This is a genomic window from Marivita sp. GX14005, from assembly GCF_023370775.1.
Lineage (GTDB): Bacteria > Pseudomonadota > Alphaproteobacteria > Rhodobacterales > Rhodobacteraceae > Marivita.
This window is the reverse complement of record NZ_JAMCCQ010000001.1, coordinates 665,174-685,013: the sequence shown is the minus strand read 5'-3', so window position 1 is coordinate 685,013 and position 19,840 is coordinate 665,174. Positions and strand designations below refer to the sequence as shown.

Sequence of the window (19,840 nt, the reverse complement as noted above, 5' to 3'; positions counted from 1 at the left end):
AAAAAAGGCCCGAGCCAAAGCTCGGGCCAGTCCAACAGGGAGGTGCATATGATAACCCGCATATGCGTCGGGGTTCTCTGGGTAAGTGCGTAGCGCCGGATCGGAAGGCCGGCCTTGATCTGCGTCAAGCCTAGCTGACAAGCCGATAGCCACCCGATTCCGTGACGAGAATCCGGGCGTTCGAGGGATCGGGCTCAATCTTCTGGCGCAAGCGGTAGATATGCGTCTCCAACGTATGGGTGGTCACGCCGGCATTGTAGCCCCAGACCTCGTGCAGCAGCGTATCGCGGGCGACCACACCATCGGTCGAGCGATAGAGGAATTTCAGGATGTTGGTCTCCTTCTCGGTCAGCCGGATCTTCTTGTCGTCTTCGGTGACAAGCAATTTCATCGCCGGTTTGAACGTGTAGGGCCCGAGGGCGAAGACCGCGTCCTCCGATTGCTCGTGCTGGCGAAGCTGTGCGCGGATACGCGCCAGAAGCACGGGAAACTTGAACGGTTTGGACACGTAATCATTCGCGCCCGCATCGAGCCCCAGGATCGTGTCGGAATCGGAATCATGCCCGGTCAGCATGATGACGGGCGCTTTCACACCTTGTTTGCGCATCAAGCGGCAAAGCTCGCGCCCGTCGGTATCGGGTAGCCCGACATCGAGGATAATGAGATCGTAATGCTGTTCTTTGACGCGGCCCATCGCGGCGGTGCCGGATTCGGCTTCGAAAACCTCGAAATCCTCGGTCATCACCAGTTGTTCGGCCAGGGCTTCGCGCAGATCGTCATCGTCATCGACCAGAAGGATGTTCTTGAGCTGTGCCATGAATGTCGTACCTCCTCGCTTTATCGTGAGATGGACGTGGCGTTGCGCGACGGCAAGAATTGCTGCAAGTCTCTCACGGTCTCGTGTATGCACGGGCCGAATGTTTCACGAAATCAGGGCGTTTGTTTCAAACCTCCCTGCAGAGGTCTCAAAGCCGACATGACGCTTGGTCCCGATATCACCGATCTTCTGGCGCGCGCCCGTGCTGATCTTCGCATGGGTGTGCCGGTTGTGCTGTCGGATACTGACGGGCTTTTGGTCATGGCGGCCGAAACGCTTGGCGATGCGCGACTGCGCGAGGCGTTGGCTCTGCCGGGAGCGGCCGATCTTGTCCTGACGGGGCGCCGGGCGGAGACGCTCAAGGCGCGCGCCTATGATGGCGATGTGGCGCGTGTCGTTCTGCCGGAGGATGCGGGTTTGCGCTGGGTCCGCGCCTTGGCCGATCCGGCCGATGATCTGGTTCATCCGATGAAAGGCCCGCTGACGACGCGGCGCGGCGGCGATGCCGGGCTGCACCGGATCGCGCTGTCGCTGGTCAAATCCGCGCGGCTGCTTCCGGCGGCGGTTACCGTGCAGTTGGCCGATCCCAAAACCTTTGCGGAGGCGCATAACCTGACCTGTCTCGATGCCGGCCAGGTGCGCGCCCGGATCGGCGCGTCGGCCGGGTTCGAGGAAGCCATCTCCGCCCGCGTCCCGCTGCGCGCGGCGCAGGATGCGCGGCTGCATGTGTTCCGCCCAGAGGACGGTTCCGAAGAGCATTACGCCATCGAGATCGGCAGGCCGGACCGGGCCAAGCCTGTCCTTGCGCGACTTCATTCGGCCTGTTTCACGGGCGATTTGCTTGGCTCGCTCAAATGCGATTGCGGACCGCAGCTCAATGCGGCGCTGGAGGCGATGGGGGCGGAAGGCGCGGGCGTGCTGCTTTATCTCAACCAGGAAGGGCGGGGCATCGGGCTCGCCAACAAGATGCGCGCCTACGCGCTGCAGGATCAGGGGTTCGACACGGTCGAGGCCAATCACCGTCTGGGTTTCGAGGATGACGAGCGCGATTTCCGCATCGGCTCGGACCTGCTCCGCCGGCTTGGCTTCAGCTCGGTTAGGCTGATGACGAACAACCCGGCCAAGATCGACATGATGCAGCGCAACGGGATCGCGGTGGCGGAGCGTGTGCCGCTGAAGGTGGGTGAGAACCCGCATAACGCTGGCTATCTAGCGACCAAGGCCCGCAAATCCGGGCATCTTCTGTGACGGTTTCCGATCTGGTCCTGACGCGCCGGGGCCTGCGCTTTGCAGGGCGATACTGGCCTTGCTCCATCGGGCGCGGCGGCATCAGTTCTGAAAAGCGCGAGGGCGACGGGGCCACGCCGGTCGGAACGCATCGAATCACCGGGATGCTCTACCGCCCGGACCGTATCGTTCGACCCGCCGACTGGGCCATGCCGATCCGGCCCGGCGATCTCTGGTCGGACGATCCGAAGGATGCGGCCTACAATTCGCTAGTGCGCGCGCCCTATGCGGCCAGTCACGAAAGCCTGCGCCGGGCCGATCCGCTTTACGATCTCGTTCTGCTCACCGATTGGAACTGGCCCCGTGCCGTGCCGGGGCGGGGATCGGCGATCTTTTTGCACCGTTGGCGCCGCCCGGGCTATCCGACCGAAGGATGCGTCGCGTTTCGCCCCCGCGATCTGCGCCGGATCGCCGGGATGATCCGGCCGGGAACGAAATTGATCGTGCCCGCCTCTTTGGATTGAAGCGCGGCGCATTATATCGGCTCGCATGAGCGTTCAATCCCGACTATCCGCCTGCACCCTTTGCGCACCGCGCTTCGCCGCCACGGCGACCCGCCACGCACCGCGACCGGTCGTCTGGTTCCGCCCCGGCGCACGGCTGCTGGTGTGCAGCCAAGCCCCCGGAATGCGCGCGCACAAGAGCCGTGTGCCGTTCGACGACGCCTCGGGGGATCGGCTCCGCGCGTGGATGGGGCTGGACCGTGAGGCTTTCTACGACCGCTCGCGCGTTGCCATCGTGCCGATGGGCTTTTGCTTTCCCGGCTACAATTCCGCCGGTTCCGACCTGCCTCCGCCCGCAATCTGCCGCCGGACATGGCATGACGAGGTGCTTGGCCATGTCGGGGATGTGCCGCTGAAGCTGGTGATCGGCGGCTATGCGCAGAAATATCATCTGGGGGTGAAAACCGGGGTCACCGAAACCGTGCGGAACTGGCGCGACCATTGGCCCGGTGTCCTGCCCTTGCCGCACCCGAGCTGGCGCAATACCGCTTGGCTCAAGAAGAACCCCTGGTTCGAGGACGATGTGCTGCCGGTGTTGCAGGCGCGCGTGAAGGAGTTGATGGCATGACTTTGCAAACCCCGTTGGACCGCGCACATGACGCGATGGCGGCCGCGCCCGAGGACAGCGCCGCGCGTCTGCGCTTCTACGACCGGCTCGCCGAGGCAGAGCTTTTCCTGATGCTGGCGCGCGAGGCCGAGGGGGATCAGGCCGAGCCGGAGCTGTTCGAGGTCGATGACGCGCGGTTCGTTCTCGTATTTGATACCGAGGATCGGCTTGGAGCCTTCGCCGGGCAGCCGGTGCCCTATGCGGCGCTGTCGGGGCGGGCGATTGCCGCGCTGCTTGCGGGGCAGGGCATCGGGCTTGCAGTGAATATCGATGTCGCGCCCTCGTCCATCCTGCTGCCGGCGGATGCAGTGGATTGGCTGGCCGAGACGGTTGCGCAAGGGCCGGCTGAGGCGGAAGCCCGCCCCGAGGAGTTTCGCGCGCCCTCCGGATTGCCCGATGCCCTGCTGGAGGCGCTCGACGCGAAGCTGCGCAGCGCGGCGGGACTGGCGCGGCGAGGCTATCTTGCGCAGGTGCGCTACGACAGCGGGGTGCAGGGCCATCTGATCGGGTTCATCGGCACGCTGCCGGGCGCGGAAGGCGCGCTTGCGCGCGCCATCCAGGAAGCGCTGGCCTTTTCCGGGCTCGAGGCCGCATCGCTCGACGTGGTGTTCCTGCGCGACAGCGATCCGGTAACGGCGCAGCTTGCGCGCGTGGGTTTGCGGTTCGATCTGCCGCAGCCGGAGGCGCCGGTGCGCCGCGAGACCCCTGCTCCGGGCAGCGATCCCGCGAAGCCGCCGATCCTGCGCTGAAGCGTTTTTTGCCGGCGCCGGGTCAAAACCCTTCGAAGGGTTTTTCCGCAAGCGTCTGGCGAAAGGTCGGAAGCGGATCGCCCGGACACGGTGTGGCTTCCCAGATCGCCCGAGCGATGGCGCGCGAGAGACAGATCGCGGCATTATGGCCGAGCAGGGGCGCGATGTCGTCGGGCGGAGCGCCACCCGTGCCGGTGCTGACGGCGAAGACCAGATCGCCATCATGCGGCGTATGCGCCGGAACGATCGCGCGGGCGAGTCCGTCATGGGCGGCCGTGGCCATGCGCTTGCATCCCGCCTTGTCCAGCGCCGCATCAGTGGCGACAACGGCGATCGTGGTGTTGCCATGGGCCGCCATGCTCGTCGCCTTTCGACTGGGCGGCATCGGCTGCAGCCCAACTTGCGGATCGGGACCGAGCGCGCCGAATTCATCACCGATCTCGAACGGAGCGGCCCAGAAATGCCGACCCGACGGGGTGGCGACGCTTCCCATGGCGTTGACCGCCACGAGCGCGCCGACGGTGATTCCGCGATCCAGCACTAGCGACGCCGAGCCGAGCCCGCCCTTGTGCTGCGCATCGGTGGCGCCGGTGCCGGCGCCGGCCGTGCCGATACCGAATTCACGGCCCGCGCCCTCCAGCGCGGTCTTCCCGAGGGCGGGGTAGGGGTTTTCGGACCAGGACTTGTCGCCGTGGTTCAGCAGATCGAATAGGATCGCCGCGGGAACGATGGGCACGCGCGCGGAATGGACGGCAAAACCGCGCCCCTGCCGGGCCAGCGCGTCCATCACGCCCTGCGCGGCCGCGAGTCCGAAAGCCGAGCCGCCCGACAGCACCAGCGCATCGATGCCGGGAACCGTCTTGTCCGGTTCGAGCAGATCGGTATCGCGGGTTCCGGGCGCGCCGCCGAGAACGGCGTAGCTGGCGGTCATCGGCCCATCCTCGGACAGAAGAACCGTCACGCCGGATTTAAGGGCATGATCCTGCGCGTTGCCGACGGCAAGGCCGGGCACATCGGTGATGAGGTTCCTGCGCCCGGCTTTCATCGGTTCGGTGCCGTCTTGGCGAGGGCGGGGTGAGGGGCCAGCCCCTCACACTCCCCGGAGTATTTGCAACGAGAAGAAGGGCGGATCATATGCACCGGCTCCCATCGACCTCCATGCAGATGCCGGTGATCATGCCGGCTTCGGGCGAGCAGAGGAAGGCTGCGGCATTGCCCAGATCCTCGGGGGTGGAGAACCGCCCGAGCGGAATCGTGGAGAGAAATTTCGCGCGCATCTCGGGCGTGTCTTCGCCCATGAAGCTCTTGAGGAGCGGGGTTTCGCCGGCAACGGGGTTGAGGGCATTGACGCGGATGCCGTCTGGGGCAAGTTCGACCGCCATGGCGCGTGTCGCGGTGTTCATCCAGCCCTTGGAGGCGTTGTACCAGTTGAGCCGGGGGCGCGGCGAGACGCCGGCGGTGGAGGCGATGTTGAGGATGTTGCCCGATTTGCGGTGCTTGAAATGCGGCACGAGGGCGCGGGCGGTCAGGTAGACCGATTTGCAATTCACCGCGAAGACTCGGTCGAAATCGTCTTCCGTCACCTCTTCCATCGGGGCGGGGAGATGGGTGATCCCGGCATTGTTGACGAGGATATCGACATGGCCCAGCTGCGTGATCGCGGTTTCGATCATGTCCGCGACCTGATCGCCATTCGACACGTCCGCCTTGTAAGCGATGCCGCCGATCTCGGATGCAATTTCGCCGCCTGCGTCTTCGTTCAGGTCGACGAGCATGACCGTTGCGCCTTCGGCGGCGAATTTCCGGGCGATACCGGCGCCGAAGCCGGAGGCGGCGCCTGTGACGATAGCAGTGTGGTTCTTCAGCCTCATCGGGTGCGATCCTTATCCATGCCGCGCGGCGACGGTCTTCAGGGTGGAGAAGCCGTAGAGCGCTTCGAACCCCTTTTCGCGCCCGTGGCCGGATTTTCCGATCCCGCCGAAGGGCAATTCCGCGCCGCCACCGGCGCCGTAATTGTTGATGAAAACCTGCCCGCATCGCAGCGATTTGGCCAGCCTCATCTGCCGCGCACCGTCGCGTGTCCAGACCCCGGCGACGAGCCCGTAATCGGTCCCATTGGCGATGCGCACGGCCTCGCCCTCGGTGTCGAACGGAATGATGACCTGCACCGGGCCGAACAGTTCATCCTGCGCGAGCGGATGATCGGGCGGCACGGGCCCATAGAGCGTCGGCCGCGCATAGGCCCCGCCCTTTGGAAGGGTGCTTGGCATGGGGGTTCGGGCGAGGCTGGGGAGATCCGCGGCTGCCTGTAGATGCCGGTTGAGTCGGTCGCGCTGCCGGATCGATACGAGCGGGCCGATATCGAGATCGTCGATGGCCGGACCGATGGTCTTGACGCGGTAGGCGTCCGCCATGCGCTCCGACAGCCGCCCGAGGATGCCGCGCTGGATCAGGATGCGCGAGGCGGCGGAGCAGGTTTGTCCGGCATTCTGCAGCCCGGCATTGACGAGGAAGGGCAGCGCGGCGTCCAGATCGGCGTCGTCGAACACGATCTGGGGCGATTTGCCGCCAAGCTCCAGCGTGACCGGCACGACGTTCCGCGCCGCGGCGCTTTGGATCCGCTGGCCCGTTTCGACGGAACCGGTGAAGCTGAGATGATGGATGCCGGGATGGCCGGCCAGGGCTGCGCCGGCCTCTGAGCCGAGCCCCGGCACGACGTTGAGCGCGCCGTCGGGGAGCCCCGCCTCGCGCGCGAGATGCGCGAACATCAGCGCGGTCAGGCAGGCGTCTTCTGCCGGCTTGAGAACGCAGGCATTGCCCATCGCGAGCGCCGCTCCGACCGAGCGGCCGATGATCTGCATTGGGTAGTTCCACGGCACGATATGTCCCGTCACGCCATGCGGCTCGCGCAGGGTGTAGACGGTGTAGCCATCGAGATAGGGGATGGTCTCGCCATGTATCTTGTCAGCCGCGCCGCCGTAGAATTCGCAATAGCGTGCCAGCGCAATGGCATCGGCGCGGGCCTGGCTCAGCGGTTTGCCGACATCCAGCGCGTCGATCCGAGCCAGCGTTTCCACATTCTGCAGAACGAGCGCGTTCAGGCGCGACAGGCACCGTCCGCGTTCGAGCGCGCTCATCCGGCCCCAGTCGCCTTCGCGTGCTGCCTGTGCGGCAGCGACGGCGGCATCGACATGCGAGGATGCGCAGCGGGCAATGGTGCATAGCTGCGCGCCGGTCGAGGGATCGGTCAGCGGCAGGGTCTCATCGGTTGCGGTCCATGTTCCGGCGATCAGGCTATGGGCGGGGTCAAAGGGAAGCTTGGGCAGCATCGCGTGTCTCCGGCGGGGGTGGCAGTGTGGGCGCGGCGGCCAGCAGGCTGCGCGTGTAGGGGTGCTTTGGCGCATCGAAGAGCGCCTTTGTCGGGCGATCCTCCACGATGCGCCCGGCTTTCATCACCAGAACGCGGTCGGTGATGGAGCGCACGACGCCGAGATCGTGGCTGATGAACAGATAGGTCAGGCCGTGATCGCGGCTGAGATCGGCCATGAGATCGAGGATTTGCGCCCGCACCCGCACATCGAGCGCCGAAACCGCTTCGTCGAAGACGATCAGGTCCGGTTTGATGATGAGCGCGCGGGCGATGGCGATGCGCTGGCGTTGCCCGCCGGAAAAGGCGTGGATATAGCGATCCGCATCCTTCGGCGCGAGGCCGACGGAGGCAAGCGCCGCGCCGATGGCGCGTTCACGCGCGCCGCCTCTGGGCGGATCGGGCAAGAGGTGGAACGGCTCGGCAATGAGCCGTCCGACCTTGTGACGGGGGTTGAAGCTGCCATAGGGATCCTGGAACACGACCTGCATCCGGCGGCGGATGGCGAGATTGGCCCGGTCCGTCCAGACAGGCTCCCCACCGAGGGTGATCTGCCCCTCCTGGACGGGCTCCAGCCCGAGGATGGCGCGCGTCAATGTGGATTTGCCGCATCCCGATTCCCCCACCAGCCCGACGCGTTCGCCATGCCTTATGTCGAAGCTGACGGTATCGACCGCGCGGAACGGTTCCGGCTTGCCGAAAAGCGATTTGCGCGCGGCGGGATAGTCGCGGGACACATTGCGGACCGAGAGGAGCGGTGCGCCGATGTCCTTGGCGCCCAGATCGGCGCGGTGCCGCGAGGCGTCGAAAAGCTGGCGGGTATATGGGTGCCGCATGTCGCGCAGCACCTCCGCCGTCCGGCCGGCTTCGACGATTTCGCCGTGCCGCATGACATGCAGCGTGTCGGCCATGTCGCTGACCACCGCCAGATCATGCGTGATCATCATCAGCGCCATGCCATCCTCGCGCACGAGCGTCTTGAGCAGATCGAGGATTTGCGCCTGCGTCGTGACGTCGAGCGCAGTGGTCGGCTCGTCGGCGATGAGCAGCCGGGGGCGCAGCGCGATGGCCATGGCGATCACGACCCGTTGCCTCTGTCCTCCGCTGAGCTGATGCGGGTAGCGTGACAGTGGGAAACGCGCGGGCGGCAGGCCGACGCGGGCGAGCACTTCGCGCGCGCGTGCCTTTGCGGCCTCGCGGGGCATGGCCTTGTGAACGAGAATCGTCTCCATCACCTGCGCGCCGATGGTCTGCACCGGGTTGAGTGCCGTCATGGGTTCCTGGAACACCATGCCAATCTGCCGTCCGCGCAGATCGCACATCGCGCGTTCCGGCAGTCTCAGCAGATCGGTGCCGCCAAACGCGATCCGTCCCTGCATCCGCGAGCCGGTCGGTGCCAGCCCCATCGTGGCAAAGGCTGTCAGGGATTTGCCAGAGCCGCTTTCGCCGGTCAGTGCGGCGATCTCGCCCTCCTCGACGGTCAGGGACAGCCGCTTGAGGATCGGTTTGCCAAAGATCGCGAGCGATAGCGTATCGATGTCGAGCAGGCTCATGCGCGCGCCACTTTCAGCCGCGGATCGAGCGCATCGCGCAGCCCGTCGCCCAGAAGGTTCAGGCCCAGAACCATCGCCACGATGGTCAGCCCCGGTATCAGCGCCACATGCGGGGCGAGCGATACCATGGTTTGCGCATCCGCGAGCATCCGCCCCCAGCTTGGCGTCGGCGGCTGCGCGCCGAGGCCGACATAGCTCAGCCCCGCTTCGGCGAGGATGCCGAGGCTGAACTGGATTGTGCCCTGAACGATCAGCAGGTTGGCGATGTTGGGCAGGATATGCTCTGCGCTGATGCGGGCGCGGCCCTTTCCGGCGACACGCGCCGCCATGATGAATTCGCGCTTCCACAGGCTCAGCGCCGCGCCGCGCGTGATGCGGGCGAAGACGGGGATGTTGAAGATGCCTATGGCGATGATCGCATTTGTCGCGGAGGGGCCGAAAACAGCGGTGATCAGGATGGCGATGACGAGCGAAGGGAAAGCGAAGATCAGATCGTTCATCCGCATGATCGCCTCGTCAAGAAACCCGCCGCTGCGCGCCGCAGCCGTGAGCCCGAGTGGCACGCCCAGCCCCATGCCGATCCCTACCGCGACCAGCGCGACGGCGATCGAGGTGCGCGCGCCGACCATGAGCATCGACAGGATGTCGCGCCCGAAATGATCGGTGCCGAGCAGATGGCCCGCCCCCGGCAGCTGCAATCGCGCGGCGATGTTCATGGTCTCGACACTCGCCGGAGTCCACACGAAGGAGATCAGCGCAGCGGCGGCGAACACGCCGGTCAGCACTCCGCCAAGGATCAGGTTGCGGCTCATCATGCGCGCAGCCTCAGCCTTGGATCGACGGCGGCATAGGCCAGATCGACAAGGAAGTTGACCATGATGACGGCGAAGACCAGCAGCATCACGACCGATTCCACGACGATGAGGTCGCGCTGGGTGATCGATTGGAAGATGAGCCGCCCCAGCCCCGGCAGAAAGAACACCTGTTCGATGATAATCGCACCGGCCAGCAGGAAGGCGAATTGCAGTCCGATGATCGTCAGAACGGGGATCAGCGCATTGCGCACACCATGCCGCCAGAGCGCCTGACGCGCGGTCAACCCCTTGGCCCGCGCGGTGCGGATGAAGTCTTCGCCCAGAATGTCGAGCAGGGACGACCGCATGATGCGCGCCAGGATCGCGGCCTGCGGCAGCGCCAGCGCGATGGCCGGCAGCGTGAGCGCCTTCAGCGCGGCGAAAAACCCGGCATCCCAGCCGGGAAAGCCTCCGGCGCTGAACCAGCGCAGCTGGATCGCGAAGATCAGCACCAGCATCATCGCGAACCAGAAATTCGGGATCGCGACTCCGAGCTGCGTCGCCCCCATCACACCAATATCCGCCGGCCGGCCCCGGCGCGCGGCGGCCAGGATGCCGGCCGGAAAGGCGATCAGAGTGGACAGCGCGAGCGCATAGAGCGCCAGCGGCAGCGACACCCAGAGCCGGTCCGCGATCATCTGCGCAACCGGCGTGCGATAGGTGTAGGACGTGCCGAAATCGCCGGTCAGCATCCCGCCGGTCCATTGCAGGTATCGCGCAAGGCGGGATTGATCGAGCCCCAGCTCGGCGCGCAATGCGGCGACAGTTTCGGGCTGTGCATTGATCCCGAGCATGAAGCTCGCCGGATCGCCCGGCGCGACCTCGACCACGAGAAAGATCACGCCCGAGGCCACGATCAGGCTCAACGCGAGGGAAAGCAGCCGTTTGACAACGAAGCGCAACATCGCCCGCACGTTAGGCGATGGCCGCGTTCAAGGAAACGACGAAAATTCGGGGCGGGGAAGCGTCTTCGAAGACGCTTTTACGCGATTTCGAAATCACGTCCGCCCGGCCGGGGCGTCAGAGCCCGTCCAGCTTGCGTGCCAGCTTGGCATCGAGCGAGGACAGCCCGTCCACATCATGCGTCGTCAGCGTCACATGCACCTTGTTATAGACATTCGTCCATTCGGGATGGTGGTTCCATTTCTCGGCGAACATCGCTGCGCGCGTCATCCACGCGAAGGCTTCGGTGAAATCGCCGAAGCTGAAGGTCTTGGTGATCGCGTCCCGATCCTCTTCCAGCGTCCAACCGGCGGAAAGCAATGGCTCCAGCACCGTCTTGCGAGCGGTATCCGACAGTTTCTCGGTCATTCGTGATCCTCCAGTCTGTCCTTGCGGAACGGCCCGTAGCCGGTCAGCACCTCGATATCCTCGTCCACCGCCTTTGCTTCGGCGGCAACGAAGCGCGCGACCGCTTCGGCGAAGCCCGGATCGGCGATCCAATGCAGCGAATGGGTCATCGCCGGCAGATAGCCGCGCGAGAGCTTGTGTTCGCCCTGCGCCCCGGCCTCCACGCGCGACATGCCCCGTTCGATGGCGTAGTCCATCGCCTGATAGTAGCACAGTTCGAAATGCAGGCAGGGGTGATCTTCGGTGCAGCCCCAGTAGCGCCCGAAGAGCGTATCGCGGCCGATCATGTTCATCGCGCCCGCGATCCACTCGCCGCCGCGCTCGGCCATCACGAGCAGGATATCGTCCCTGAGCGTGTTCTGCGCGATGTCGAAGAACGCGCGCGTCAGGTAGGGCCGGCCCCATTTGCGCGCGCCGGTGTCCTGGTAGAAGGTCCAGAACGCATCCCAGTGGCCGGGCTGGATCGCATCGCCAGTCAGGCGGTGAATCCGGCCGCCGAAATCCTGCGCGCGGGCACGCTCCTTGCGGATCGCCTTGCGTTTGCGCGAGCTCAGATCGGCCAGGAAGGCCTCGAAACTCTCGTAACCCCGGTTTTGCCAGTGATATTGCTGCGTCCGGCGGCGGAGCAGGCCGATCTTCTCTCCGATGATCGCCTCGGCCTCGGTGCAGAAGGTGACGTGAACGGACGACAGATCATTGTCGGCCGCAACCTGGATCGCGCCCTGAATCAAGGCACTTACGCCTTCGCTTTCGTATCCGGGCCGGGTCAGGAAGCGCCGTCCGGTGGCCGGGGTGAAGGGTACGGCGATCTGCAGCTTGGGATAGTAACGCCCGCCCGCGCGTTCCCAGGCATGCGCCCAATTGTGATCGAAGATGTATTCGCCCTGGCTATGCCCCTTGGCATAGAGCGGCGCGCAGGCGATCGTTTGCCCGTCCATCACGGCGGTGAGGTAGCGCGGCTCCCAGCCCGTGCCGGGGCCGACCGATCCACTGTCCTCCAGCGCCTTGAGGAACCGGTGCGTCGTGAAGGGATCGATGGGGCGCCCGCCATCCGCCGCTTCGGGGCACGCGCACGCGTCCCACTCCGCCGCCGGAATCGCGGCGATGGTGCTGTGCATGTTGATCGCGATCGTGGCGTCTTTGGCGGCTTCGGTCATCACATCCCCTCGTTAAGCCAGAGAGGTGGGCTGCTTTGGCCGAGGATCAAGCGGCGTAACCCTCGAAGGTGATATTGTCGGCGATCTCGCGCGCCGCGCGTTCTTGCTCCGCGCTGCGGATGGTCCAGCACAGGACCGCGTGCCCTTGCGCCTTGATCTGCTCGACGCGGGGGTTGTTTAGATCGCGCGCATCGTGGCTGATGAAGCTTGCGCCGATGCGGTCGAAATCCGGGATGCCGGCCAGCCGGGCGCGGATATCCACTGGAATGCTGGGCGCCGAAGATCGATGCCAGGCGCAGGTGACGAGCCCGCGCGGGATGTCCGGGCGCAGTTCGGCGAGCCAAGACACCATGTTCGGATTGAACGACATGAGCGCCACCGGCCCGTCATAGCCGGACAGCGCGGCCACCGTCGCCCGTTCCAGCGCGCCGTCGGTCTCGCCCATCTCCCCATGCTGGTCCTTCAGCTCGATCAATAGGGGCACCGCGCCGCCGACCTGTGTCAGCACATCGGCAAGCGTGGGGATCGTGTCGCTTCCGCCCGAAAGGGTGATCCGCTGCAACGCGGTGGCATCCCGGCCCCGGACCGGTCCGTCCTCGCCCGTGAGGCGGGCTAGGTGATCGTCGTGGAAGGCCATCGCGACGCCATCGCGCGACAGTTGAACATCGAGTTCGATTCCGTATCCCGCCTCAATGGCAGAGGCGAAGGCCGAGGGGCTGTTTTCGATGCGCCCGCTCGGGGCGTCGTGATAGCCTCGATGCGCGATGGGGCGGGCCAGGAATTCCGGCGGCAGGGCGGTCATGGCAGTTCGAAAATCGCCTCGATCTCGACCGCGACGCCGAAGGGCAGCGCGCCTGCCGATACGGCGGAGCGTGCGTGACGCCCCTTCTCGCCCAGCACATCGACCATGAGGTCGGAGGCGCCGTTCACTACCTTGGGCTGGTCCCCGAAATCGGGCGTGGAGTTCACGAAGCCCACGAGTTTCACCAGCCGGACACGGGACAAATCGCCATCCGCCGCAGCGCGTGCCTGCGCCAGAAGGCTCAGGGCGCAGAGCCGGGCGGCCTCGGCCCCAGCCGCGACATCGAGATCCGCGCCCAGCTTGCCGGTGATCAGGCCATCCGGGCCGTTCGGCAGCTGGCCGGAGATGAAGATCTGATTGCCCGAACGCGCAAAGGGCACGTAATTCGCGGCTGGCGCGGGCGCGTCGGGCAGGGTCAGGCCAAGCTCGGCAAGGCGGTCTTCTACGGCGTTCGTCATGCAATCCTCCGGGGTCCGTTCCGGCCAGACGCTATTGCGGGCCGGAGGGAATGGGAAGGGGTCAGTTGCCGCCGAAGATGTCGCGCAGGATCTGGTTCACCGCGTTTTCCAGCGGGTTGCCCGACTGCGGCTGCCGTTGCGGGGCCGCCGGTTGCGGCGCGGGGGCCGGACGCGACGCCTGCGGTGCGATCATCGGCAGGGGGCGCACCGGAAGCCCATCATGTATCCGCACCATTGCCTCGTGCCAGATTTCCGCCGGCAGCCCACTGCCCGTAACCCCGGTAAGCGGCGTGTTGTCGTCATAGCCCATCCAGACCCCGGCCACATAGTCGGCCGTGAAGCCGATGAACCACGCATCGCGCGCGGCCTGGGTGGTGCCGGTCTTTCCGGCGGCCTGCCGGTCCGGCAGCGCGGCGCGGCGGCCTGTGCCTTCGGACACGACCTTTTCCATCATCCAGATCAACTGCCGTGCGGCGTCCTCGCGGATGACACGCTCGCCGATGCCGCCGCCGGCGCCCATCGTGGCGGTTTCCTCGCCCTTCAGGCGAAGCTCGCGCAGCCCGTAGGGCGTGACCGACGAGCCGCCGTTGAGGATGCCCGCATAGGCCCCGGTCATTTCCAGTAGCGAGGCTTCCGATGCGCCAAGCGCGAGCGCGGGCGTGTCGGTCAATGCGCTGTCGATTCCGAAATCTTCGGAAACCTGGCGCACGAGATCGCGGCCCACCGATTCCGATATCTTGACGGCGGGCACGTTGAGACTGCGTTTCAGAGCCTCGGTCAGCGTCACCGGCCCGTTATAGGCGCGCGCATAGTTTTCCGGGCACCATTGGCCGGAGCCGGGGATATTCATGCAGAACGGCGCATCCTCGACCGTGTCGTAAGGCCCGTAGCCAAGTTCGAGCGCGGTGGCGTAGACGAACGGCTTGAAGGCCGATCCGGTCTGGCGCTTGGCCTGCGTGGCGCGGTTGAACACGCCCGAGACATTGGTCTTGCGCCCGCCGACCATCGCCCGCACCGCGCCATCGGCCGACATCACGACAATCGCCGCCTGCGCCTTGGAGCCGGGGCTGACCTTGTTGTCAAAGACGGTCTTGATCGCCGCTTCGGCCGCTCTTTGGATGCGCTGGTCGAGCGTCGTGGAGATGATGACATCTTCGGTCGTGTCGCGGGTGAAAAAATCCGGTCCCGATTGCATGACCCAATCGGCGAAATAGCCGCCGGTCTTGCGCTCAGCTTCCTCCGATAGTGTGGCGGGATTGGCCTGCGCTGTCCGGGTCTGCGCGTCGGTGAGGTAGCCTTGCTCGTTCATCAGGCGCAGCACGGTGGCCGCCCGCGCCTGGCTGCGTTCGAGGTTCGATGTCGGCGCGAGGCTGGACGGGGCCGTCAGAAGGCCCGCGATCATCGCCGCTTCCTGCGGGTTCAGCGCGGCAGCGGGTTTGGAGAAATACCGCTCGGACGCTGCCGATGCGCCATAGGCGCCGCCGCCCATATAGGCGCGGTTGAGATAGATGGAGAGGATCTCGTCCTTGCTGTATTTCGCCTCCATCGCGAGCGCATAGATCGCTTCCTTGCCCTTGCGCAAAAGCGATCCGCGCCGGCAATCCGAGACATACTCGGCCTCGTTCTTCCATTTCTTCGGATCGTATTTCACTCCGAGACACAGAAGTTTTGCCGTCTGCTGCGTGATGGTCGAGCCGCCGTGACCCGATAACGGCCCGCGCCCCTCGGACAGGTTGATGCGCACCGCCGATGCGATGCCGCGCGGGGACAGGCCGAAGTGGCTGTAGAAACGCTTGTCCTCCGTGGCGACCACAGCGTTCCTGAGATGCGGAGAGACCGAATCCGCCGTCACCACGCCGCCGAACTGATCGCCGCGCCACGCGAAGGCGACGCCGTTGCGATCCAGAAGCTGGACCGATCCGCGCGAGCGGCCATCGAGGGCGGCGCTCGCATCGGGCAAGGTGGTGTAGGTGTAGAACACCATGCCCGCGACGATCAGAGACACGACAAGCGCAAAGCGCCAGAAGAGGCGAAAGAAAAATGCGAGGATCCAGCGGATGATGCGACCGAAAAAGCCCAGGATGCCGCCCCGTGCCGGCTTGCGCCGCGCCGGTGCGGCCCGGCGGGGTTTGGCTCGCTTGCGCGGTTTGGCCGGTTTTGCGGATTTTGCCGGATAGCGCCTATCCGCCACCAGCCGCCCCGTATTGCGTCGCTTGTCCGCCATGCTTTGCCCGTGATCCTGCTCGTTCGGCCCAATTTAGGGTCTTTGGCGCGAATGTGCACCACCGGCGCCCGTCTGCGCGCATATTTTATCTGCCTATAGTTTGGGCATCTGGAAAAATAAGCGCAAAAATTATGCGTTTTGGGCGCGTTCTGTGCGCGTAGAGCCGCTGAATGACTATCACAGCCTCTCATCAGGCGATTTTCTGCACCTGCAAACAATAGCCGACCGCATCCCCCGCGCTCGGCTGCGTCACACAGCAAGGAAGTCCGTCATATGATTGTCCGCATCTCGATTTACACCGCATCCCTTGTCGCAGTGCCTTTCGCCGTCCGGGCGCAGGACGCGCCTGTCGCCGGCGTGAACGCGGCGACCGACAGCGTGTTCATTCTCAATTCGCTTCTGTTTCTCGTGGGCGGGTTTCTCGTGTTCTTCATGGCTGCGGGCTTTGCGATGCTCGAAGCCGGGCTGGTGCGATCCAAGAACGTGACGATGCAGCTGACCAAGAACATCGCGCTCTTCTCGCTCGCGTCGATTTTTTATTACCTGATCGGCTACAATCTGATGTATCCGCTTGGCGATTGGATGATGGACGGAGTGCTGTCGAACATATGGGGGCCGGCGGCGCTCGAGCCGGTGGGGCCGGCGGTCGAATCTCTTGATGATTACAGCTATGCCAGCACCGGATCGGACTATTTCTTTCAACTGATGTTCTGCGCCGCGACCGCGTCGATCGTGTCGGGCGCAATGGCCGAGCGGATCAAGCTTTGGCCGTTTCTCGCCTTCGTGGTCGTTCTGACCTCGATCATCTACCCGGTGCAGGCGGCATGGAAATGGGGCGGCGGCTTTCTCGATGCGGCGGGGTTTCTGGATTTCGCGGGCTCGACCGTGGTTCACTCCGTCGGAGGTTGGGCTGCGCTCGTGGGCGCGATCATCCTCGGTCCGAGGATCGGCAAGTTCAAGAATGGCAAGACCGTTCCGATGCCCGGCTCCAACCTTGCGCTTGCGACGCTGGGCACGTTCATCCTGTGGCTTGGCTGGTTCGGGTTCAACGGCGGCTCGCAACTGGCGATGGGCACGGTGGGCGATGTCGCGGATATCAGCCGCATCTTCGCCAATACCAATGCCGCGGCGGCCGGCGGTGCGATCACGGCGCTGCTTTTGACGCAGGCGCTTTACCGCAAGCCCGATCTGACGATGGCGCTGAACGGCGCGCTGGCCGGTCTGGTCTCGATCACGGCGGAGCCGCTTTTTCCGACGCTGGGCATGGCCACGTTGATCGGCGGCATCGGCGGTGCCATCGTGGTTGTGGGCGTGCCGTTGCTCGACAGGGTCGGAATCGACGATGTCGTCGGAGCGGTGCCGGTGCATCTTTTCTGCGGTATCTGGGGCACGCTCGCGGTGGTCTTCACCAACCCGGACGCCACGATCACCGCTCAGATTTACGGGATCGTCGTGGTTGGCGCCTTCGTGAGTATCGCGTCGGCGGCGATGTGGATGCTGCTCAGGCATACCATCGGCATCCGCGTGGATGCAGAGGACGAGATCACCGGACTCGACATGGCCGAGCTTGGTATGGAAGCCTATCCCGAATTCTCGAAGGGATGAGCAAAGACGGCGCCGGGCATCTGTGCCCGGCGCCGGTCCCGCAGGTTCCGCCTTGCGCCACTGAACCGGCCCGTTTACTTTTTGCCGGGGAAGGGTGGGGGCCTACATGGACAAACCGGCTGCGCGTATCCGCAAGGGGCGCAAATTCGATCAGGTCGTGGACGGGGCGCGGCGCGTGTTCCTGCGCGACGGGTTCGAGGGGGCCAGCGTCGATGACATCGCCCGCGCGGCGGAAGTGTCGAAAGCCACGCTCTACAAGTATTTCCCCGATAAACGGCTGCTTTTCGTCGAAGTGGCGTCGGCCCAATGCCGCGAACAGGCGCGGGTGACGCTCGACCGGGTCGATATGTCGAAGCCGCCCCGAGACGTGCTCTGCGTGGTGGCACGGCAGTTTCTGACCTTCCTGTTTTCCGACATGGGGCAGAGCATCTTTCGTATCTGCGTGGCGGAGGCGGATCGCTTTCCCGAGCTGGGGCGCGAGTTCTACCGCTGCGGCCCGATGGTCATGCGCGATGCGTTGACCGATTACCTACGGCAGGCGGCGGCGCGCGGGGAATTGCGGATCGACGATTTCGAGCTTGCCGCCGATCAGTTCGCGGAACTGTGCAAGGCCGATCTGTGGTCAAGACTGATATTCGGAATTGCCCGTTCGGTCAGCGAGTGTGAAAGGCAACGGGTGATCGACGGCGCGGTAGAGACCTTCCTAGCGCGGTTCGGCACGCAAGGGTGACGCCGCGCAGGCTCTCGACACCGGGGCGTGCGACAGTGTAGGAACAAAAGCGGAACATTTGCTGCCGCGAGTCCATCATGCGCAACCGCCGTATCCTGTCCATCTGGTTTCCCCGGCTGGCCGCCGAGAGGCATATCCGCCGCGATCCCAATCTCGGCGAAGTGCCTTTCGTCGTCGTGAAGGATGTGGGGCAGGCGCAGGTCGTGGCCTCGCTCTCCGAGGCGGCGGAGGCCATCGGGCTTTACGAGGGCCAGCCGCTGCGCGACGCCCATGCCATGAGCGCCGATCTGCTTACCCGGCTGTCGAACCCCCATGCCGAAGCGGCGTTCCTGAACGCGCTGCATCGTTGGGCGGGCAAGTTCTCGCCCTGGGTGGCGCAGGAAAAGCCCGATGCGCTGGTGCTCGACCTGACCGGCTGCGCGCATCTTTTCGACGGAGAGGAGGCGCTGGCGCGGCAGGTGGACGAAGATTGCCGCGCGCTGGGCCTGACGGTGCGGCTGGGCATCGCCGACACGCTGGGCTGCGCCTGGGCGTTGGCGCGGTTCGCCGGGGCGCAGGGCGCGCATCATCGAAATGGTGACGCCATCGATCAGGAAGCGCGCGCCACGCGGTCACGGGCGGGCAAGCGGCGGCATTGGGAACGCGGCGGCGCGGCCCCTGCGGTGCGGGTGCCGGCAGGACAGGCCGACATGCGTATCGCCGCCCCCGGAGAGACCTATCGCGCGCTGGCCGATCTGCCGCTCGCCGCGCTGCGGCTGGAGGCGCATTCGATGGCTCAACTGTCGCGACTAGGCCTGCGGCGGGTGCGCGATCTGGTCGAGCAACCGCGCGCGGGGCTGGTGCGCCGTTTCGGGCGCGGGCTGGTGGCGCGCATGGATCAGGCGCTGGGCAGCGTGCCCGAACCTGTCAGCGCCGCGCCGCCGCCCGACCGCTTCGCCGTGCGGCTCAGTCTGCCCGATCCGATCGGGCTGGAGGATGACGTGATGGCGGCGATCGACCGGATGCTGCCGCGCCTTTGCGCCGCGTTGCGGAACAAGGGAAAAGGCGCGCGGACGCTGCGACTGGAGGTGTATCGCTGCGATGATACGATGCAATGGATGAGCGTGACGCTGGCCAAGCCGTCCGACGATCCCGAACAGATCCGCCCGCTGCTGCGGCTCAGGATCGAGGATCTGGATGCCGGTTACGGCATCGACATGATGCGGCTCGAAGCTGCGGTGCATGAGCCCATCCATCTGCGCACCTATGCCGGCCATATGGAGGCGACCGAGGATGGCCGCGCGCGAATGGCCGGAACGAAAGGCAAATCGCTCGACAGGCTGATCGGGCGGCTGGGCACGCGGCTCGGCACGGATGCGATCACCCGGCTGCACCCCGCCGACAGCCATATCCCGGAAAAGACATCGCTGACCGTGACGGCAGCATGGTCCGAGCCGGCCAAGGTTTGGCCGGCCCGCCATCTGCCGCGCCCGCTCATCATGTGGCCGCCGGAAATGGTGATCGCCCCCGACGTGCCGCGTCTGCCCGGACATTTCCGCTGGCGCGGGCGTGATCACGAGATCCACAGCCTGCGCGGCCCCGAACGCATCGCGCCCGAATGGTGGCTCGACGATCCGGCCTGGCGCAGCGGGCCGCGCGATTACTGGGATGTCATCACCAGGGACGGCCACCGGCTCTGGCTCTTCTACGCCCATGGCGGCACGCTGTCGTCGGGATGGTTCTGCCAGGGCGCGTTTGCGTAATGGGTCAGCGTTGGTGACCCAATGTTTCGCGCGCG

At 65.5% G+C, this 19,840-nt stretch carries 19 protein-coding genes; 7 read left to right on the top strand and 12 right to left on the bottom strand.

Annotated features, from left to right (window positions below; all coding sequences use genetic code 11):
- Positions 1 to 130 precede the first annotated feature (130 nt).
- Positions 131 to 817: a response regulator transcription factor gene (locus M3465_RS03560; protein WP_249500319.1), complete on the bottom strand. Its 687-nt coding sequence runs from the start codon at positions 815 to 817 to the stop codon at positions 131 to 133.
- 159 nt (positions 818 to 976) lie between these two features.
- On the opposite strand from M3465_RS03560, the gene ribA reads away from it, so the two are divergent.
- From ribA to M3465_RS03540, 4 genes are read left to right on the top strand one after another with little or no spacing between them, the layout of a single operon-like run.
- Positions 977 to 2,065: a GTP cyclohydrolase II gene (ribA, locus tag M3465_RS03555; protein WP_249500318.1), complete on the top strand. Its 1,089-nt coding sequence runs from the start codon at positions 977 to 979 to the stop codon at positions 2,063 to 2,065.
- Positions 2,062 to 2,568: a L,D-transpeptidase family protein gene (locus M3465_RS03550; RefSeq protein WP_249500317.1), complete on the top strand. Its 507-nt coding sequence runs from the start codon at positions 2,062 to 2,064 to the stop codon at positions 2,566 to 2,568. Before ribA ends, M3465_RS03550 begins: the two co-directional genes overlap by 4 nt.
- Positions 2,569 to 2,593: 25 nt before the next feature.
- Positions 2,594 to 3,175 carry a uracil-DNA glycosylase family protein gene (locus tag M3465_RS03545; RefSeq protein WP_249500316.1) on the top strand — a complete coding sequence of 194 codons (582 nt, stop codon included), beginning with the start codon at positions 2,594 to 2,596 and terminating at the stop codon, positions 3,173 to 3,175.
- Positions 3,172 to 3,963, top strand: a complete 792-nt coding sequence (locus M3465_RS03540) for an SseB family protein (protein ID WP_249500315.1) — start codon at positions 3,172 to 3,174, stop codon at positions 3,961 to 3,963. The genes M3465_RS03545 and M3465_RS03540 overlap by 4 nt, the downstream gene beginning before the upstream one ends.
- A 22-nt stretch (positions 3,964 to 3,985) precedes the next feature.
- On the opposite strand, the gene M3465_RS03535 is transcribed toward M3465_RS03540, so the two are convergent.
- The 11 genes from M3465_RS03535 to M3465_RS03485 all read right to left on the bottom strand — a co-directional run bounded on the left by M3465_RS03535 (position 3,986) and on the right by M3465_RS03485 (position 15,728).
- A complete protein-coding gene (locus M3465_RS03535; protein WP_249500314.1) occupies positions 3,986 to 5,008 on the bottom strand; it encodes a P1 family peptidase in 1,023 nt (340 codons plus the stop codon).
- Positions 5,009 to 5,093: 85 nt separating this feature from the next.
- The gene (locus M3465_RS03530; RefSeq protein ID WP_249500313.1) at positions 5,094 to 5,834 is read right to left on the bottom strand and encodes an SDR family oxidoreductase; all 741 of its coding nucleotides are present in this window, start codon (positions 5,832 to 5,834) and stop codon (positions 5,094 to 5,096) included.
- A 12-nt stretch (positions 5,835 to 5,846) separates the two neighbouring features.
- Positions 5,847 to 7,292: an aldehyde dehydrogenase family protein gene (locus tag M3465_RS03525; protein ID WP_249500312.1), complete on the bottom strand. Its 1,446-nt coding sequence runs from the start codon at positions 7,290 to 7,292 to the stop codon at positions 5,847 to 5,849.
- Entirely contained in the window at positions 7,270 to 8,883 is a 1,614-nt protein-coding gene (locus M3465_RS03520; protein ID WP_249500311.1) for an ABC transporter ATP-binding protein, read from the bottom strand. Before M3465_RS03520 ends, M3465_RS03525 begins: the two co-directional genes overlap by 23 nt.
- Positions 8,880 to 9,695 carry an ABC transporter permease gene (locus M3465_RS03515; protein ID WP_249500858.1) on the bottom strand — a complete coding sequence of 272 codons (816 nt, stop codon included), beginning with the start codon at positions 9,693 to 9,695 and terminating at the stop codon, positions 8,880 to 8,882. The genes M3465_RS03520 and M3465_RS03515 overlap by 4 nt, the downstream gene beginning before the upstream one ends.
- The gene (locus tag M3465_RS03510) at positions 9,695 to 10,642 is read right to left on the bottom strand and encodes an ABC transporter permease (RefSeq protein WP_249500310.1); all 948 of its coding nucleotides are present in this window, start codon (positions 10,640 to 10,642) and stop codon (positions 9,695 to 9,697) included. Before M3465_RS03510 ends, M3465_RS03515 begins: the two co-directional genes overlap by 1 nt.
- Positions 10,643 to 10,757: 115 nt before the next feature.
- Positions 10,758 to 11,048, bottom strand: coding sequence for a 4a-hydroxytetrahydrobiopterin dehydratase (locus M3465_RS03505; protein WP_249500309.1), 291 nt, complete (start codon positions 11,046 to 11,048; stop codon positions 10,758 to 10,760).
- Positions 11,045 to 12,205: a GNAT family N-acetyltransferase gene (locus M3465_RS03500; RefSeq protein ID WP_502846101.1), complete on the bottom strand. Its 1,161-nt coding sequence runs from the start codon at positions 12,203 to 12,205 to the stop codon at positions 11,045 to 11,047. The genes M3465_RS03505 and M3465_RS03500 overlap by 4 nt, the downstream gene beginning before the upstream one ends.
- An 85-nt stretch (positions 12,206 to 12,290) precedes the next feature.
- Positions 12,291 to 13,046: a glycerophosphodiester phosphodiesterase family protein gene (locus tag M3465_RS03495; protein WP_249500307.1), complete on the bottom strand. Its 756-nt coding sequence runs from the start codon at positions 13,044 to 13,046 to the stop codon at positions 12,291 to 12,293.
- Positions 13,043 to 13,504 carry a RidA family protein gene (locus M3465_RS03490; RefSeq protein WP_249500306.1) on the bottom strand — a complete coding sequence of 154 codons (462 nt, stop codon included), beginning with the start codon at positions 13,502 to 13,504 and terminating at the stop codon, positions 13,043 to 13,045. The genes M3465_RS03495 and M3465_RS03490 overlap by 4 nt, the downstream gene beginning before the upstream one ends.
- A 61-nt stretch (positions 13,505 to 13,565) precedes the next feature.
- Positions 13,566 to 15,728, bottom strand: coding sequence for a transglycosylase domain-containing protein (locus M3465_RS03485; RefSeq protein ID WP_249500305.1), 2,163 nt, complete (start codon positions 15,726 to 15,728; stop codon positions 13,566 to 13,568).
- Between the two features lie 273 nt (positions 15,729 to 16,001).
- Here M3465_RS03485 and M3465_RS03480 point away from each other — a divergent pair, with 273 nt between their 5' ends.
- From M3465_RS03480 to M3465_RS03470, 3 genes are all read left to right on the top strand, one after another.
- Positions 16,002 to 17,333 carry an ammonium transporter AmtB gene (locus M3465_RS03480; RefSeq protein WP_249500304.1) on the top strand — a complete coding sequence of 444 codons (1,332 nt, stop codon included), beginning with the start codon at positions 16,002 to 16,004 and terminating at the stop codon, positions 17,331 to 17,333.
- A 106-nt stretch (positions 17,334 to 17,439) separates the two neighbouring features.
- Positions 17,440 to 18,063, top strand: coding sequence for a TetR/AcrR family transcriptional regulator (locus M3465_RS03475; RefSeq protein WP_249500303.1), 624 nt, complete (start codon positions 17,440 to 17,442; stop codon positions 18,061 to 18,063).
- Between the two features lie 77 nt (positions 18,064 to 18,140).
- Positions 18,141 to 19,805 carry a Y-family DNA polymerase gene (locus M3465_RS03470; protein ID WP_249500302.1) on the top strand — a complete coding sequence of 555 codons (1,665 nt, stop codon included), beginning with the start codon at positions 18,141 to 18,143 and terminating at the stop codon, positions 19,803 to 19,805.
- Positions 19,806 to 19,840 lie beyond the last annotated feature (35 nt).